This window comes from Burkholderia sp. L27(2015), from assembly GCF_009765705.1.
Classification (GTDB): domain Bacteria; phylum Pseudomonadota; class Gammaproteobacteria; order Burkholderiales; family Burkholderiaceae; genus LMUX01.
The window spans coordinates 248755-265862 of sequence record NZ_LMUX01000021.1 but is presented as its reverse complement, the minus strand read 5'-3'; the positions used below and the strand labels follow the sequence as shown (position 1 = coordinate 265862).

The 17108-nt window shown below is 61.5% G+C and carries 14 protein-coding genes; 7 read left to right on the top strand and 7 right to left on the bottom strand.

Going from position 1 to position 17108, the window contains the following annotated elements:
• Positions 1–2: 2 nt before the first annotated feature.
• Both GSQ77_RS19620 and GSQ77_RS19615 read left to right on the top strand, forming a co-directional pair.
• Positions 3–1595, top strand: a complete 1593-nt coding sequence (locus GSQ77_RS19620) for a methyl-accepting chemotaxis protein (RefSeq protein ID WP_254067707.1) — start codon at positions 3–5, stop codon at positions 1593–1595.
• A gap of 182 nt (positions 1596–1777) precedes the next feature.
• Positions 1778–2887, top strand: a complete 1110-nt coding sequence (locus GSQ77_RS19615) for an alpha/beta fold hydrolase (RefSeq protein ID WP_158904448.1) — start codon at positions 1778–1780, stop codon at positions 2885–2887.
• Here GSQ77_RS19615 and GSQ77_RS19610 read toward each other — a convergent pair.
• The 5 genes from GSQ77_RS19610 to GSQ77_RS19590 all read right to left on the bottom strand — a co-directional run bounded on the left by GSQ77_RS19610 (position 2879) and on the right by GSQ77_RS19590 (position 9142).
• A complete protein-coding gene (locus tag GSQ77_RS19610) occupies positions 2879–3679 on the bottom strand; it encodes a DeoR/GlpR family DNA-binding transcription regulator (protein WP_158904447.1) in 801 nt (266 codons plus the stop codon). The two genes, GSQ77_RS19615 and GSQ77_RS19610, sit on opposite strands and share 9 nt — an antisense overlap.
• 99 nt (positions 3680–3778) lie before the next feature.
• Complete coding sequence (gene pdxA / locus GSQ77_RS19605; protein WP_158904446.1) at positions 3779–4780, bottom strand: 4-hydroxythreonine-4-phosphate dehydrogenase PdxA; 1002 nt, start codon at positions 4778–4780, stop codon at positions 3779–3781.
• 42 nt (positions 4781–4822) lie between these two features.
• Complete coding sequence (locus GSQ77_RS19600; protein WP_158904445.1) at positions 4823–6184, bottom strand: four-carbon acid sugar kinase family protein; 1362 nt, start codon at positions 6182–6184, stop codon at positions 4823–4825.
• On the bottom strand, positions 6181–7161 hold the full coding sequence (locus GSQ77_RS19595) for a 2-keto-3-deoxygluconate permease (protein ID WP_158904444.1): 981 nt from the start codon (positions 7159–7161) through the stop codon (positions 6181–6183). Before GSQ77_RS19595 ends, GSQ77_RS19600 begins: the two co-directional genes overlap by 4 nt.
• Before the next feature lie 136 nt (positions 7162–7297).
• Entirely contained in the window at positions 7298–9142 is a 1845-nt protein-coding gene (locus GSQ77_RS19590) for a cytochrome c biogenesis protein DipZ (protein WP_158904443.1), read from the bottom strand.
• A 193-nt stretch (positions 9143–9335) separates the two neighbouring features.
• On the opposite strand from GSQ77_RS19590, the gene GSQ77_RS19585 reads away from it, so the two are divergent.
• Entirely contained in the window at positions 9336–10067 is a 732-nt protein-coding gene (locus tag GSQ77_RS19585; RefSeq protein WP_158904442.1) for a response regulator transcription factor, read from the top strand.
• Positions 10064–11581, top strand: a complete 1518-nt coding sequence (locus GSQ77_RS19580; RefSeq protein WP_158904441.1) for a HAMP domain-containing sensor histidine kinase — start codon at positions 10064–10066, stop codon at positions 11579–11581. Before GSQ77_RS19585 ends, GSQ77_RS19580 begins: the two co-directional genes overlap by 4 nt.
• Positions 11582–11609: 28 nt before the next feature.
• Here the strand turns inward: GSQ77_RS19580 and GSQ77_RS19575 are convergent, their stop codons facing one another.
• Both GSQ77_RS19575 and GSQ77_RS19570 read right to left on the bottom strand, forming a co-directional pair.
• Entirely contained in the window at positions 11610–11846 is a 237-nt protein-coding gene (locus GSQ77_RS19575; protein WP_158904440.1) for a hypothetical protein, read from the bottom strand.
• A complete protein-coding gene (locus tag GSQ77_RS19570) occupies positions 11819–12550 on the bottom strand; it encodes a hypothetical protein (protein WP_158904439.1) in 732 nt (243 codons plus the stop codon). Before GSQ77_RS19570 ends, GSQ77_RS19575 begins: the two co-directional genes overlap by 28 nt.
• Positions 12551–12722: 172 nt before the next feature.
• Here GSQ77_RS19570 and GSQ77_RS19565 point away from each other — a divergent pair, with 172 nt between their 5' ends.
• From GSQ77_RS19565 to GSQ77_RS19555, 3 genes are all read left to right on the top strand, one after another.
• Complete coding sequence (locus GSQ77_RS19565; RefSeq protein ID WP_158906366.1) at positions 12723–13298, top strand: nitrogen fixation protein NifQ; 576 nt, start codon at positions 12723–12725, stop codon at positions 13296–13298.
• 246 nt (positions 13299–13544) lie between these two features.
• Positions 13545–15413, top strand: a complete 1869-nt coding sequence (locus GSQ77_RS19560) for a phospholipase C (protein WP_158904438.1) — start codon at positions 13545–13547, stop codon at positions 15411–15413.
• 154 nt (positions 15414–15567) lie between these two features.
• Entirely contained in the window at positions 15568–17022 is a 1455-nt protein-coding gene (locus GSQ77_RS19555; protein WP_158904437.1) for a cytochrome-c peroxidase, read from the top strand.
• Positions 17023–17108: the final 86 nt, after the last annotated feature.

Sequence of the window (17108 nt, the reverse complement as noted above, 5' to 3'; positions counted from 1 at the left end):
ACGTGAGTTCGAATAACGCGAAGTTGACGCTGCGGGCACGTATCGCATTGACGATGACGTTCCTCGCAGCACTGATGGTGGCGATAGGCGTGTTGGGTCTGCTCGGCACCTTGCGAGCCAATGAAGCGAATCGCGACACCTACGAGAACAAACTGACAGCGGCGACCAATATCGGCAATGCCGAGATCTATATTGCCCGCACGCGTTTGGTACTGGATCGTGTCGCATTGCATCCGGACGATCCCACCGCCGCTGACCAGATCAAGCGCGCATTGGCGTTTTTCACCGACTCGGACACCTGGTGGCAAAAATTTGTCGATCAGGCGCACGAGCCGGGTGAGACGCCGTTGATCGAGGACGCCACCGCGCGTCGTCGGGCGCTGCGTGCCGAGGTGACCGAACTGATCGCCGCGCTCAAGGCGCAGAATCGAGAGCAGGTCGACAACATCTCGATGACGCGGCACAGCTACAACGACATGAACGCGAGCAACGAAAAGCTCAAGCAAGCGTTGTATGCCAACGCCAAGAGCAACTACGACAGCTCGCAAGCGAGTTTCAAAACCTTCTTCATGTTGTCCATCGCGATGATCGCGATTGGCGTGATCGCGGCGGCTATGAGCTGGCTCGGGCTGCGTCGCGCGATCATGACGCCGCTGAACGCGGCCTTGACGCATTTCGATGCGATCGCGGCAGGCGACCTCAGCCGGCATATCGAAGTACGCAGTGCCGACGAAATGGGCCTGCTGTTGCGCGGCATCGCCAATATGCAGGCCAGCCTGGCCGATACGGTGCGCGCGGTGCGATCCAGCAGCGAGTCGATTGCGACCGCTACGCGCGAGATCGCGTCGGGCACGATGGATTTGTCGTCGCGTACCGAGGAGCAGGCGGCCTCGTTGGAGGAAACGGCGGCCAGCATGAGCGAGTTGACGGCGACCGTGAAGCAGAACGCGGATAGTGCGCAGCAAGCCAGTTCTCTCGCGGACCATGCCTCGATAGTCGCAGCCAAGGGCAACGATGTGGTCGGGCGCGTGGTCGGCACCATGGGCGGCATCGATACAAGCTCACGCAAGATTGCCGATATCACCGGCATCATCGAAGGCATTGCGTTCCAGACCAATATCCTGGCACTCAACGCGGCCGTCGAGGCGGCGCGAGCCGGCGAGCAAGGCCGCGGCTTCGCGGTCGTGGCGACCGAGGTGCGCAATCTTGCACAGCGTTCGTCGTCAGCCGCCAAGGAGATCAAGGACCTGATCGCCGAGTCTGCGCATACCGTGACGCAAGGAACGGAGCTGGTGGCCGACGCGGGCAAGACGATGCAGGAAGTGCTGCATGCGATACGTCAGGTCACCTCGCTGATGAACGAAATTGCATCGGCCGCGCATGAGCAGCGCAGCGGCATCGAACAGGTGGATATTGCGGTCAGCCAGATGGATTCGATCACGCAGCAGAATGCCGCGTTGGTCGAGCAAGCGACGGCTGCGGCGCAGGCGCTCGATGAACAGTCGCGTAGCCTGCACGCGACGATCGCGGTATTCCAGTTGTCCGAGGAACCGTCTCGGTCGGAATTTGCTCGGCGTGCGCGCGACGACTCGTAGCAAAATAAGCGCGACGAAGCCTAGTAAATAAGCACGACCAAGCGCAGCAAATAAGCACAACGAGTCGCAGAAAATAAGCGTGCCAAAAAAAAACGCCGACGGGGTCGCCGCGACCGCGTGGCGATTTCGCGATGCAGCTCCCCGCGGCTTAGGGAGCGTGCGGGACGAGCCGGGGAGGGGACATGCAAATCATAAAAATGCTGAAGCAACTCGGGTGGGCGTTGGGGTTTGCGGCGTTCACCGTATCTGCCGCGATCGCGCAGGGCGCCGACGCAACTCACGGGGCCGATGCAGTTCAATATCCCGCCGCGCAAGAGCATGATTGGGTAGCGCCCGATTTCCACTTCCATACGGGCGATGTGCTCCCTCAACTGCGCCTGCACTATACGACAGTGGGTGACCCTAGCGGCGAACCCGTACTGATCCTGCACGGTACCACCGGGTCCGGCGACAGCATGCTCACACCGGCTTTTGCCGGCAAGCTTTTCGGTCCCGGCCAGCCATTGGACGCGCGGCACTATTTCATCATCCTGCCTGATTCGATCGGTACGGGCCGCTCCAGCAAGCCGTCCGATGGCCTGCGCGCCCGCTTTCCGAACTACGACTACGACGATATGGTGAGCGCGCAGTACCGCTTGCTGACCGAACACCTGGGATTGCATCACGTCCGCTTGATACTCGGTAATTCGATGGGCGGCATGCAAACGTGGATGTGGGCCGAGAAGTACCCAACCTTCATGGATATCGCGGTGCCGATGGCCTCCTTACCCACGCCCATGTCGGGGCGCAACTGGATGCTGCGCCGTTTCATCGTCGATTCGATCCGCAACGACCCGGCATGGATGGGCGGCAACTACAAGACACAACCGCCCAGCGCGCAATTTGCCTCGGTGTATTTCGCCGTCGCCACCAACGGCGGCAGCCAGCACGACTACAAGATCGCTCCGACTAGCGAGAAGGCCGACCGTATTATCGACGATCGACTTCATGCGCCGTTCGATGGCGACGCCAACGACTACCTGTATCAATGGGCTTCATCGCGCGACTACGATCCTTCGCAGGGCTTGAGCCGGATACAGGCCGTGCTGTTGGCGATCAACTCGATGGACGACGAGCGTAATCCGCCGGAACTGGGCGTGTTGGCGCCATCGATCAAGCAGGTGAAAAACGGCCAGTTTTACTTGATACCTGCGAGCGGGGATACCGGAGGTCACGGCACGGCCGCTCAGGCGAAATTCTGGTCGGACAAACTCGATGATTTGCTGAAGACGGTAAAGCACGGCTCATCGTGATGCGGGTGCGCTAGCAAGACCGCCAACCTGCACCATTTCCACCACGACACGATCGAGCGCTCGAAAGGGCGCAAGCAGCGTCTCGTCGTCTATGGTCGTGGTGATCAAGTGCCAGTCCCGCTCCAGCGGCGTCCAATGCTGCTGGCGCGCGCGACCGAGTTTGCTCGGGTCCGCAAGCACAAAGATTTGTGCCGCACGCCGTGCGAAGCACTCCTTCAGATACGCCTGTTCGGCGCTGCCTTCGCATAATCCGAAATCGGCGACTACGCCGTCTGCGCCGAGAAACACCTTGTCCACGCTCAAGCGGCTCAGCGTCAGTTCGGCCAGCGGCCCTAGCGTGCTCATGCTGGATGCACGCAAGCTTCCGCCGATCAAGGTCACATGCATGTCCGGCACGTTGGCCAGCGTCGCGATGGCCAACAGGTTGTTCGTCACTACGTGCAGATCGCGACGCGCACACAAGTGCCGGGCCAGCGCGGCGCATGTCGTACCGCCATCGAGCAATACGGTATCGCCATCATGCACATGGAGCGCCGCGGCTTGCGCAATCGCTTCCTTTTGGTCGCGTTGCACCGACTTGCGCTCTTCCAGCGACGCTTCCGGTTCGTGCGCGCCGACCAACGCCGTTGCGCCGCCATAGGTACGAACCAGGCGACGCTCCTTGGCCAACATAGTCAGGTCGCGACGCACCGTGGCGTCCGACACGCCGAGCACGGCGCCGAGTTGCTCGACGCTGGTGTCGCGCGTTACGAGCAGATCGAGAATGGCACGGTGGCGATCGGAAGCTTTCATGAGCAATGTAAAAATGGCCGACGATAGTAAGGCACCGATCTTACACGAGCGCTATTTGTGCAGCACGGTTGCGGCGGCAACCGCGCTGCAAGCTATCGTTCAGCCGCGTCGGGTTGCCAGTTCGGCACCCTGGCGCAACGCCTCGAGCAAGCTGCGTTCGTCGGCGATGCCCGTGCCGGCGATGTCGAACGCGGTGCCGTGGTCCACCGAAGTGCGGATCACATCGAGGCCCACGGTGACATTGACGCCGGCTTCAAGGCCAAGCACCTTGATCGGTCCGTGTCCCTGATCGTGATACATCGCGACGACCAGGTCGAAATCGCCGCGGCCGGCGCGGAAAAACAAGGTGTCGGCCGGCAACGGGCCGGTGACATCGAGGCCGCGTTTTTGCAGCAGTTCAACTGCCGGCACGATCTTCTCTTCTTCCTCGCCGTAACCGAACAAGCCGTTCTCGCCGGCATGCGGGTTGATGCCGCACACGCCGATGCGTGGCTGGGCGATACCCGCTTTGACGAGCGTGGCGTGGCCGCGTTCGATCGTGCGTTGCACCAGACCCGGCTCGATCTTGCGAATCGCATCGATGATGCCGATGTGGGTCGTGACATGAATGACACGCAATTGCGGCGCAACCAGCATCATCGACACTTCCGCGATACCGGTCAGGTGCGCCAGCATTTCGGTATGGCCGGGATACTTGTGGCCGCCCGCATGCAGGGCTTCCTTGTTCAGCGGTGCCGTGCAAATCGCATCGATCGCGCCGGCCTGTGCCAACTCCACGGCGCGGGCGATGTAGCGATAGGCGGCGTCGCCGGCCAGTGCGGATAGCTTGCCGAATGGCAGGTCGTCGGGGATCAGGCCCAGGTCGATGCAATCGATCACGCCGGGTTCGTAAAGCGCCTGCGACGCATGCTCGATGGCACGCACCCGGGCATTGCCGCCGACCAGTTGGTTCGCTCGTTCCAGCCTGCGTGCGTCGCCAATCACGAGTGGGCGGCATTGCTGGTAGACGTTGTCATGTGTGAGGCTCTTGACGATGATTTCCGGACCGACGCCGGTGGCGTCGCCCATCGTGATGCCGATTACAGGAAGATAATTGCTCATAATGTTTTGCTAGCTCAGTGAGTGACCACGGTATCGCGGAATCTATTCGGAGGTGCCTGCGGGCTGATCCATGACCTTGCCCGCGTTCTTGCGTAAATGTAGATAAGCGGCATATAGCGCGTGTTCGGTGCCGAATGCGCCAGCCTTGGTCACCACGGCAGGACGGTGCGATGAGCGTGGCGCCGCGTCGTGGGACGAGTCATGAGACGGGTCATGAGACAACCCGTGCGGCTCGCGATGCAATTCGCTGGGCGATCGGCAGGGGCGCGCCACCGCAACGCCGGCTTCGATTTCGGCGAGCAATTCGAGGCTGTCGATCCCGGCTTCGCTCAACATGGCGCGCGCGGTCTCTCCTCCCGTGGCGATCAAGCCCGCGACATGCGCAAAATGCGGCGCTACCAGGGCCGCCAGGGCCGTCGATAGCTGCGCGCCTTGCGCGGGATCGAATGCGTCGTCGCGACCGATACGCAGCAGCAAGTCCGCGCTCGCCTCTAATTGTGCACCGATTCGCGCTTGCCATATCGCCCAGTTTCGATCACTGCGCCCCGCTCGCAGCAGGGCCGGCGGCACGATCATTTCCTCCACGCCGGCGCGTTCGCGCAGCATCGCGCATTGACGCTCCGAGACGGCCGACAAACTGCCGACCAGAATCAGGATCGCGCCTTGTTGCGCCGGTTCCGCTGCGGACTCGACTCGGCCAGGCACGGCGTCAAACAGCGCGTGCAGCGTCGCGAGTTCGCGCGCCAGTCCGCCCGAGGCGACCCAAAACAGCGGCTCGGTCACGGCGGCCGTCACTTGCGCGAGCGCGAGCAAGTCCTCACTGGTTTCGGCGTCGACGATGAGCGCCTGTATCCCGTCTCGCGAGAGCGCGACGATGCGTTGGTGCAGCGCGTCGGGGGCGCCGCGTACCGCAGCGACGTCGATCTGCGCGGTGCGCAGCCCGGCCGCTTCGAGCATGGCACTGACATCCGCGGGCTTGTCTAAGCCTTCGAGTTGCCACGTTTCGGTTGTTTCGAGCGGTGCGCCATGAACCAGCACACGCCCTGCGCGCAGCGTTCTTCCGGTCGCGGGGAAGGCCGGCGCGACGATCGCCAATCCGGCGAGCGATTGTAGCGCCGCGACTTCAGCGGCCCAATTGCCGCGCAAGGTCGAATCGATTTTCTTGTAGAGGCGGCGCCCCGGCGCGTGTAACGCTTGCCAGGCTTCAACGCTGCGTTGCGCGGCCTCTGGCGGGGTCAGCCGCCGCGTGTCCGTGTCGGCTGCCAGAATCTGTGCGGTGTGAGCCGCACCGGATGTTGCCGCGCCCGAGGCCAGCGTCACCACGGTGCTGCGTCCGGCGCTCGCAAAGCCGATTGCGCAATCGGCGGCGCCGGACAAATCGTCAGCGATGATCAGCAAACTCATTGAGCGGGTTTCTCGATCAAGCGACGTTGCCCCACACGTTTGGCGACCGCGGCAGTCAACAACGGCGACACGATGGCGGTCACGACAACACAAGCGGCGACCAGCAGGGTCGCGCTTTTCGCGGCCTCCGTATAAACCGGGTTCGCTGCGGCGATCAACGCCGGCACGGCTGCAGCGTTGCCGGCGGTATTGGCTGCCGCTACCCCCGCAACGCCGGTGCCGCCCGTGAAGCGGTCGATCAAATACAAGGGAATGCCGGTCAGAATCACGACGATGACGCCGAGCCCGATGCCGAGCAGGCCGGCCTGCCACACCTTATGCAGGTCGAGGCCTGCACCGAGCGCCAACGCGAAAAAAGGAATCATCACGGGCACTGCGCGAGCCAGGAAATCGCGCATCTCGCGATCGAGATTGCCGAGCAACATGCCCAACGCAAGCGGCAGGATGCTGCCCACCAGCGTCTGCCACGGAAACGCCGAAAGTCCGGCAACGCCCAGCGTGACCATGGTGAGGAAAGGCCCCGATTCCAGCGACATGATGGTGTAGGCGCCCACTTCTTCCGACCTGCCGTACTGGCCCATCAACGCCATGTAAAGGCCGCCGTTCGTGTCGTTCATTGCAGCCACCACGGCGAGCGTGGAAATTCCCGCAAAAAACCCCGATGCGACCGGCTGCTCGCCCAGAAAGTGTCCGAGTACGATGCCGACCACAATGGCCGACCCGACCTTGGCGGCGAACAGCGCGCCACCTTTCTTGAGCAAATAGGGCGTGGCCTTGACATCGATACTGGCGCCCATGCAAACATAGAAAACCGCAAGGATGGGCAGTGCACCGGTAAATAGCGCGCTGGTAAACGAGCCGAAGAATTTCGGCATGTTGGGCAGAAACGTGGCGACGAGCGCACCCGCCAACAGCGGGACGATCATCATGCCGCCAGGAACGCGTTCGATCGCGCGCTTGATATAAATTTGGGCCATACGGTCTCCGATTTGATTGCCGATGTTGGACTCGGTCACTATTTTGATTGAAACAATCAAATCGGAGTGTAATGCGATCGCGGTTATTGCGCAATTCGATCAGTAATTTTGATCGATTCAATCATTTCTGGGGGCATCAGCCGAACGTGAAGGCGAACGCTTGCACGCCCGGGTCCAGGAATTCGATTGTGAAGGTATGGTCGACCACCTTGCCGCTCTGACGTACCAATTGATAAAGCCGCTGATCGGTGACCGTACCGCTGCCGTCGGCCGCTATGTCCGTGCCATGGTTTTGGCCGGGCGCCGCGCCATCGATGCTCACGCGAAACCGTACGGGTTTGCCATCTTTGCCCGGACCGAGCACCAGATGCAGATCACGCGCATGGAAGCGATACACGATGCTGCCAGGCTCTTGCCCGAGGGTGGCGTGTTCCTGATCGACTTTCCAGGTGCCGGCCAACCCCCATTGATTGAGTGTCGGCGTGGCCGGCGCTGAATAGGCATGCGACTTGTCCGCAGCTTCGCCGCCCGGAGAGGCGAAATTTTCCGCCCGAGCGTAACCGATGTACGTTTCCGGCGAACGCATGTCAGCGCCGTCTATAGCCGCCTGCACGCCGTTCTGGTCCGTCGTGCTGACCAGGCTTGTCGCCACGCTCTTACTGCCTGCCTGGGCCAGCAATTGCTGGATGACTTGCTCCGTATGCGCATAGTCGCCTTCGCCGAACTGGTGATAGCGTATGCGCCCCTGGGCATCGGCGAGGTAGTCGGCCGGCCAATATTGGTTATCCAGTGCGCGCCAGATCGCGTAATTGTTGTCGATGGCCACTGGGTAGTCGATGCCCAGATCGTGTACGGCGCGCTTGACGTTGTCCACATTACGTTCGAACGCAAATTCCGGCGCATGTACGCCGATGACGACCAGACCCGCATCGCGGTACTTCTGTGCCCAGGCTTTGACATACGGCAGCGTGCGCAAGCAATTGATACACGAGTACGTCCAGACATCAAGAAGCACGACCTTGCCGCGCAGTTCTTGCGGTGTCAACGGTGCGGTGTTCAACCACTGGACGGCGCCCGAAAGCGGCGGCAATGCCCCTTCGATCGGCAGTGCAGGTTGGGGGCTAGGTAGCGAGGTCGGTTGCGAGATCTGAGCCACTTGCGTCATGGCGGCACCGTTGCTCGGTGCACCGTTTGCCGTTGCGCTATCGGTATCGTTTGCGGTCATCGCACCGCCATTCGCCGGGGCCGGTTTGGACGACAGATGATCGACCAGCTTCTGTTCGATGCCAGCCGTGGCGATGGTGGAAACCTGCGCGAGCACGCTGGTATCCAAGCCCAGCGCGATAGCGACCACGCCACACAGCATGGCTGCGCCCAGTGCACGCCGGATCCACTCGCCCGCACCCAGCGAACGTTTCATCGCGGCGAACACCTTGCCGCCGATCAACAGCGCAACCGCCAGCGAGGTCGCCGCCCCAGCCGCATACGCCAACAGCAGCAAGGTGGTGCCGACGTTGGCGCCGTGCAGCGCTGCACCCGTAAGCAGCAAGCCCAGGATCGGTCCTGCACACGGCGCCCAAAGCAGCCCAGTGGCAATGCCGAGCAGGAACGAAGAGCTGATGCGCGGGCGATCGCCACCTTGGCCCGACTGCGCCGATTGCGAAAGCCGGTCGCCGATCGCGACCAGCGGACGTGTCAGGTGCTCCGCCAGGGCTGGGAACAGCAAGGTCACGCCAAATACCGCCAAGAGCGCGATGGCCACCCAGCGTCCGTACTGGTTGGCCTGCACGACCCAACTGCCGCCCACCGCTGCCAGGGTTGCCACCGCGGCGAAGGTCAGCCCCATGCCGACCAGCAACGGCAAGCCGCTGCGCACGAAGGGCTGGTCGGTGCGCGAGAATACGAACGGAAGCACGGGCAGAATGCAGGGACTGAGTATGGTCAACGCGCCGCCGAGATAAGCCAGGATAATTAATAGCATGGTCAGGTGTGCAGCTTTGAGTGGAGGAGGTGATAACCATTGTTGCGCGCGCGTGATCGCCGAGTCCTCACGTAAACTTAAATTAAATGTGATACTTGCCCGCGCCGGAATTGCGCACAATGAGGCAATGGCCGTTTTCCCGGTCGCCCGGTCCCCCGGTCCGGCACGGCAAATCCAGACCCGAAGGTAATCGATGGACACACCCAAGCGCATACTCATCGTCGAAGACGATGCTCATATTGCCGGGCTGTTGCGTTTGCATCTGCAGGACGAAGGGTATGAAGTCACGCATTGCGCGGACGGCCGCGACGGGTTGCGGCAACTGGAGCAGGGCGGCTGGGACGCCTTGATACTCGATCTGATGCTGCCGGGCGTCGATGGCCTCGAGATTTGCCGGCGTGCGCGAGCCATGACGCGCTATACGCCCATCATCATCACCAGCGCGCGTTCGAGCGAGGTACACCGTATTCTCGGCTTGGAGCTCGGCGCCGACGATTACCTGGCCAAACCTTTTTCCATTCTCGAGTTGGTCGCCCGGGTCAAGGCGCTGTTGCGGCGGGTCGATGCCATGTCGCGCAATTTACGCATCGATGCAGGCACGCTGGAGATCAACGGTTTGACGATAGATCCGCTTGCGCGAGAGGCTGCGGTGGGCGGCAAATATATCGAGCTGACGCCGCGCGAATTCGACCTGCTGTATTTCTTCGCGAGAAACCCAGGCAAGGTCTTTTCGCGCATGGACCTGCTGAACCAGGTGTGGGGATACCAGCACGATGGCTATGAACATACGGTCAACACCCACATCAACCGCTTGCGCGCCAAAATCGAAGCCGACCCCGCGCAGCCCTGCAGGATCCTGACCGTCTGGGGGCACGGCTACAAATTTTCGCCGCTACCGGGCGCGCCGCACACGGAGGCGCCATGAAGCTGAATTTCAGTCGGAATTTCACTCCAAATCTGACACTATCGCAGCGATTGTCCGTGGTGTTCTCGGTCTTGTTGCTTGCATGCTGTGGTGCGTCGGCGTGGTTGCAGATCCGTGCGAACGATCTTCATGAAGAAGAGGTCGTGCAGGCGTTGTCGAAGGATCTGGCCGAGCACATCGCGCTGAGCACCGAGCTGATCACCGACGATGGTCTGAGGCCCGATGCCGTGCGCCGTCTGTTCGGACAACTGATGGTGGTCAACCCCAGCGTCGAGGTTTATTTGCTCGACAAGGATGGACGCATCACGGGGCAGGATGCGCCGGCCGGCAGCGTCAAACGGGAACGTGTGGACCTCGCACCGGTGCGCCAATTTGTCGACGGCGATCCGCTACCCATACTCGGCGACGATCCGCGCAGCGTGAACGCGCGCAAGGTGTTCAGCGCTGCGCCGCTGCGCGCCGGGGGGCGGGATCTGGGGTATGTCTATGTCGTACTGCTGGGCGAAGCGCGCGCGCGATTGGACGCACGCGTGGCCGCGAGCACGATCTTGCGCACTACGCTGCTGTCCATGGGGCTGGTCGCCTTGCTCGGCCTGCTGGCCGGATTGATGGCGTTTGCGTTGATCACGCGGCCGCTGCGGCGGTTGACCGAGAAGATGCGCCATTTCGATACGGATGCCGAACCCACTGTGCCACCGGCCGAACTACAGCCAGTGCTGAAGCCGCAGCCGCCAGACAGCCTGGACAGGCACGATGAAATCGTCGTGCTGGAAGCTGCATTCGGCCAGATGGCCGGTCGCATCAGCGAACAGTGGCGCGCGCTGAGGCAGCAGGATCAGCAGCGGCGCGAACTGGTGGCGAATATTTCGCACGACCTGCGCACGCCGCTGACATCGCTGCACGGCTACCTGGAAACGTTGTCGCTCAAAGCCGATACCCTGAGCGACGCCGACCGCCGGCGCTATCTCGACATCGCACTGAGCCAGAGCCGCAAAGTGGGACTACTCGCGCAGTCGCTGTTCGAGCTGGCCAGGTTGGAACATGGCTTTGTCCATCCGGTGCTCGAGGATTTTTCGCTAACGGATCTGGTGCAGGACGTGTTCCAGAAGTTCGAGCTGGGCGCGCAAGCCAAGCAGGTGCGCTTGACGGCGAACCTGTCGACCCCCTTGCCGATGGTCAGTGCAGATCTCGCGATGATCGAACGCGTGCTGACCAATCTGCTGGACAACGCCATACGGCACACGCCGAGCGCGGGTAGCGTCGACGTCGATTTGCGCCATCGCGACGGCAAGGTTGCAGTCACCGTCAGCGACTCGGGGCCCGGCATCCCTGCCGAACTACACGAGAACTTGTTCCGTCGCCCGTTGAGTTTCAGCGGGCCGAGCACAGGCGGGGGCCTCGGATTACTGATCGTGCAGCGCATGCTGCAATTGCATCATAGCCAGATTCGCTTGATCGAACGCGCTGGCACGGGGGCGACGTTGTATTTCGAATTGCCGGTAGCGCGCTTCTAGGGTCGTTTGCTGGTTTCGGCTTTTGGCTTCATTTCAGCCGATAGGTGCGCACGTAGCTGGTTCTGCCCGTGGCTGCGCGGTCCACGACGTAGAGCAAATGACGCGTCGGATCGATCGCTATGCCGCGGGCGTCATGGAAATCGTTGGCCAGAATCGTGATCGCGCCGTTGGATGCGATCTCGCACACACTGTGCGCGTTGCACTTCGTGTATAGCGTTGCGTGCTCGTCCACGGCCATCAGATCGGGATCGTTGACACGCGCCACGATGTCGGTCGGCGCGATAGCTTGCGTCGACGCAGCAGCGCGGCCAGGCTTGCCCCGACGATCGTGTTGCCGGCCTGATCGGACACGAACACTTTGTCTCCCGACACCGCGACGCCGATGGGTTTGCCCAGGCCTCTCATCACGTCGCGTTCCTCGGCCGCACCCATTGCGTTGCCCGCTACCTCATCGTAGGTGATCAGGCTCAGACCGCCCTGCGCCGGAAGGCTGCCGTTCTTGACGAACCAGGTCGACAGGAATTGCCCTGGGCCAATGGCGGCCAAACCCAGTCTGCGACGCGTCGGATTCAGGCCGGATATTGCGCGTGCCGTGTCGAGCGCGGGGATTTCGAATACCGTGCCCGTCGTGCCGAACCCGAAACGTGCCACCCACAGCGAGCCGGAGTGGGCGAACGTCAACTGGCTCAGACTGTTGGGCTGACCCGCAACAACCGGGACCGCAGCATAACGAACAAATCGCTTGCCATCGCTTGACGACAATACGGTGTTGCTTGCATCGTCCGCGATGAACACGGCGCCGTCGGTCGCACGGATCGCAATGCCGTTGGGTCGTGCATCCACCGCGATGCGCGGCAGCTCGACGACCGCCGATGGAGTCAGCACCGTCGGTGTCGAAACGCAACTCGCCAGCGTACCAAGTAGCAACCACGAAGCGGCCAAGCGGATGCATGAGAGTGACCGACGCATAGGTTCTCCTATAGGGATGCCGGCGGTCGCGCCAAGCGTATGATAGATGACGCATTATCCACTTTACGCTTGCGGCGTCGATACCATGTCCGAAGACATTTCCATCAGGAGCACGAGGGCGGTTGCTGATATCCATGCAGCGTCTGCTTGCGCGGTACGGGTGAGCGAACTGATGGCGGGTGCCACCGACGCGCATGCGCCGGACGCTGTTTTGTTTGCGAAGCTGATTGCAGCGCGTGAAGCGCGCGATGAATTACCTTTGCTCGGCATGACCAACGATGACCTAAGCGCATTGTGCAAACGGCATTTCATGCGTGCTCGTGCGCCAATTGCCGTGATCGGACGGCGGAACGCGCCACTACCGAGACTATCGCAACTGCCGGCCACGCAGCGCGTGGTAATCCAAGCCGTGGAGCAGATGGACTTTGTCACCAAGCTACGCGAGCTGCTGCTGACCCACATCGGCGCTTCAGTGCGCGAGGAAGACGCGGCGTGCCTGGCAAGCATCATCGCGCACGCATGCCTGCGCCCTGACCATCTGTGGCGCGACCTCGGTCTCAACGGTCGAGAGGATGTCACAGAGATGTTGGTGCGTTATTTTCCTGCACTGGTCGCGCGCAACGTCGATCAGTTGCGCTGGAAGAAATTCCTGGCGCGTGAACTTGCGCTGTCCTTGGGTTTGGAGCCGGGTCCCGCGCCGGGCTGTCCCGGTTGCGAAGATTTCCGACATTGCTTCCCACGCGTTTAACACACTCAAATTACATACAGCCCGCTTTAAGCGGGCTTTTTTTATGTTTTCGATATTGTCGATCTTCGAAAGGCATTAGAAAGGGAAGTGTCCCGAAACATTAATCCTCCGATGATTCAATGCGCTCAGTTTCAAGTGGTATGTCTGGCCTGCTGCACCTCCAACAATAAATATTCCCCCTGCATTGCCGCGTGCGGCCTGCGCGGAAATGCCGAACAGCGACTTAGAATCTGGAGCAGTGAAAACATGTTTCGTAGAGCCTTTTTACCTTTATCGCTTACCGCGATGACGCTTGCGCTAGCCGCTTGCGGCGGCGACAACAACAACGCCCCGCCAGCGGCCGCAACGCCCACCGTCTCGCCACAAGATGCTTTGAATACGGCTACGCCGATCAAGCACGTGGTGGTTGTCTACGGTGAAAATGAATCGTTCGACCATTACTTCGCTACCTATCCGACTGCGTCGAACCTGGCCGGTGAACCGGTGTTCACGGCCGCCGCCGGAACGCCCACGGTCAACGGCTTGACGCCGGCTACCCCGTCCACCGTGCCCAACTTGCTGAATCCGGGTGTAGGCGGCAACCCGAACAGCACCAATGCGGCCAACCTTGGCATTCCTTTGACGGCCGCTCAAGCGACCCCGTTCCGTATCGACCGCGCCCAAGCAAACACGGCGAGCCAGAACCATAGCTACACCCCCGAGCAGAAAGCGGAAGACAACGGCTTGATGGACGCGTTCCCGGTGAATACCGGTAAGGCGACCGCGCTTGGCGCAGGTGTGTTCGGTACGAAGGGCATGGTGATGGGCTACTTCGACGGCAACACGGTTACCGCGCTGTGGAACTATGCGCAACATTACGCGATGAACCAGAACGCGTACACGGGCACCTTCGGCCCGTCGACGCCGGGCGCGATTGAAGTGGTCTCCGGGCAGAACAACGGTGTGATCTTGAGCCAAGCCGGCGGCACCGCCATCACCGGTAGCCAGGTGCCCTATTCGGTAGCCGCCACCAACGCTGCGGGTACCACTGAAGACGGTCTCACCGGCACTTCGCTGAACCAAGCCGCGTCGGTCGTTGCAGACGGCGTAGGCGGCTTCACGATGGTCGGTGACCTGGATCCGGCGCAAGACGCTTGTACCATCCTGCACGACTCCGCTACCCAAGTCGTCGGGCAGATGTCGGCCTCGAACAAGAATATCGGTGACCTGCTCAATGCGCAGAACATCACGTGGGGCGGCTTCATGGGCGGTTTCAATCTCTCGCTCATTAACCCCAACGGCAGCACGAGCTGCAGCCGCTCGACTTTCTCGTCGGTGCTGAACGCGACAGAAACGGACTACGTCCAACATCACGCGTGGTTCCAGTACTACCCGAGCACGGCCAACTTTGCGCACTCCCGCCCGACTTCACTCGCGTTGGTCGGTTTTACCGATCCGAAGGACAGCACGCAGGCAACGGCGGTTCATCACCAGTACGATACGGAAGACTTCTTCGCCGCAGTGGAGGCCGGCAACTTCCCGTCCGTTAGCTTCCTGAAGGCCCCGGCCGTCCAGGATGCACACCCGGGCAACTCGGACCCGCTCGACGAACAGGCCTTTGTGACCAAGGTGGTCAACTTCCTGGAGCAGCAGCCGGACTGGAAGAACACCGCCGTGATCGTCGCCTACGACGACTCGGATGGCTGGTATGACCATCAGTTCACGCCGCCGACCAGCGCTTCGTTCGATTTGTTCGCTGACCAACTGGTCTCCGCGGGTACCTGTAGCGCGACCACGGGTACGGGCACCACGCAACCGCTGGGTGTAGCAGGCTCTGCGGTCAACGGCCGATGCGGCCCGGGTACGCGTACACCGTTCATCGTGATTTCGCCGTGGGCCAAGGCGAATTTCGTGGACAACACGGCAATTACCCAAGCGTCCGTCACGAGGTTCATCGAAGACAACTGGCTGGGCGGCACGCGGATCGGCAATGGTTCCTTCGATGCCTCCGCAGGCAGCATCATGAGCATGTTCAATTTCGCAGGCACGCCCAACACCACTCCGTTGTTCCTGGACCCGACCCTGGGTACCGCATTGACGGCAGCCCCGGCATTGCCGACGGCGCAGTTCAACTGACCGTTATTAAGGCCCCCGCTCGGGTGTGACATAAGCCGCACCATGTCACGCCCGATGGGAGGCACCTGATAATCGTCGTGCTGTCGAGCCAGCTAGTTTGCTGGCTCGACTTCTTTATTACTCACCGATTTACCTGATTGACCTGACTATTCCCATGACCGATCGCTCGAATGCCGTCCCACCGTCGAACCCAACTCTCACAGGCAAACCTGCTCCCGATATCGTCAAGCGGCCACGTCGCCGCATCGCCTTGTGGGGTGGCCTCGGTGTGGTGCTCGCGCTGGTCGCGTTCAGCGCCTATGCGCTTGCTTACCCGGCAAAAGTGCCGGCCATTGTAGGGCTCGCAGTCGAGAACCTGACTGGCGCCAATCCGAGCCCGGTCGTTTTGATGCGACCACCCACCGCGCCATTGAGCGCGCTGGCGACGCTCGGTAAAGAAATTTTCTATGACACCTCGCTCTCGGCGTCCGGTGTTCAATCCTGTGCGTCATGCCACAGTCCGCAGCGTTCATACGGCCCCCCCAACGCGTTTCCCGTGCAGCTTGGCGGCCCCCATATGACGCTGCCCGGATACCGGCCACCTCCGTCGCTCGCTTATCTGTATCGCCAGGCGTCGTTCAGCATAGGCCCCGAAGCCGCGGACAATGATGCCCCGCCGCCTAGCCTTGCCGACACGGCGGCGCAGGCACTGGGGATCACCCGGTCGCAAAAGACCGCCGGCGTGGCGCCCGCTGCACCGGCCGTAGTGCCGCAAGGCGGATTGTTCTGGGACGGCCGCGCCGACACGCTGCAGTCGCAAGCTTACGGCCCCTTGCTCAATCCCGTGGAAATGGCCAACACCAGCCAGGACGAAGTGGCACGCAAGCTTGCGCAAGCGAAGTATCACGACCTGTTCAAGCAACTGTTTGGCCCGAACATCCTCAACCAGCCTGATATGCTGGTCGCCGAGGCGATGTCCGCGGTCGGCAGGTATCAGGTCGAAGACCAATCGTTTCACGAGTTCACCAGCAAGTACGACTACTGGCTCGAAGGCCGCACGCGCCTGACCCAGGCCGAGTTGCACGGTATGCAGCTATTCAACGACCCCGACAAAGCCAATTGCGCCGGCTGTCACCTGAGCCAGCCCGGTCGCGACGGTTTGCCGCCGTTGTTCACCGATACCCAGTACGAAGCGCTCGGTGCGCCGCGCAATCCGGCGCTGGCGGAGAACAAGGATCCGAAATACTTCGACATGGGTATCTGCGGACCGTACCGCACGGACCTTGCAAGCCAGACGCAATACTGCGGGATGTTCCTCACGCCCACGCTGCGTAATTCATCCAAGCGTCCGGTGTACTTCCACAACGCCGTCTACACCACGCTCCAGCAGGTGATGGATTTCTATAACCTGCGTAACACCAATCCGGAAAAAATCTATCCGCACGACGCCTCGGGCAAGGTCCTCAAGTACAACGATATCCCGCCGCAATACCAGGCGAACATGGATGTTCTCGACGCACCGTTCGATCGCAAGCTCGGCGACAAACCGGCCATGACCGATGATGAAATTCACGACATCATCGCGTTCGTGAAGACGCTCGACGACGGGTTCAATCCAGACTCACATTAAGCTGCGCGCAGCGCGTTAGTTTCTCGACGCGCGAGGTTTCCACAAGCGGCGACCTCGCGCGCGGGCTGGTACGGTCGTAGATTCGG

Excerpts from the sequence above, each read along its gene's own strand:
- GSQ77_RS19595 (WP_158904444.1), bottom strand. The coding sequence starts at position 7,161 with ATGGCCCAAATTTATATCAAGCGCGCGATCGAACGCGTTCCTGGCGGC.
- GSQ77_RS19610 (WP_158904447.1), bottom strand. The coding sequence starts at position 3,679 with ATGAAAGCTTCCGATCGCCACCGTGCCATTCTCGATCTGCTCGTAACG.
- GSQ77_RS19615 (WP_158904448.1), top strand. The coding sequence starts at position 1,778 with ATGCAAATCATAAAAATGCTGAAGCAACTCGGGTGGGCGTTGGGGTTT.
- GSQ77_RS19590 (WP_158904443.1), bottom strand. The coding sequence starts at position 9,142 with ATGCTATTAATTATCCTGGCTTATCTCGGCGGCGCGTTGACCATACTC.
- GSQ77_RS19570 (WP_158904439.1), bottom strand. The coding sequence starts at position 12,550 with ATGCGTCGGTCACTCTCATGCATCCGCTTGGCCGCTTCGTGGTTGCTA.
- GSQ77_RS19600 (WP_158904445.1), bottom strand. The coding sequence starts at position 6,184 with ATGAGTTTGCTGATCATCGCTGACGATTTGTCCGGCGCCGCCGATTGC.
- GSQ77_RS19560 (WP_158904438.1), top strand. The coding sequence starts at position 13,545 with ATGTTTCGTAGAGCCTTTTTACCTTTATCGCTTACCGCGATGACGCTT.
- pdxA (WP_158904446.1), bottom strand. The coding sequence starts at position 4,780 with ATGAGCAATTATCTTCCTGTAATCGGCATCACGATGGGCGACGCCACC.
- GSQ77_RS19565 (WP_158906366.1), top strand. The coding sequence starts at position 12,723 with ATGGCGGGTGCCACCGACGCGCATGCGCCGGACGCTGTTTTGTTTGCG.
- GSQ77_RS19580 (WP_158904441.1), top strand. The coding sequence starts at position 10,064 with ATGAAGCTGAATTTCAGTCGGAATTTCACTCCAAATCTGACACTATCG.
- GSQ77_RS19555 (WP_158904437.1), top strand. The coding sequence starts at position 15,568 with ATGACCGATCGCTCGAATGCCGTCCCACCGTCGAACCCAACTCTCACA.
- GSQ77_RS19585 (WP_158904442.1), top strand. The coding sequence starts at position 9,336 with ATGGACACACCCAAGCGCATACTCATCGTCGAAGACGATGCTCATATT.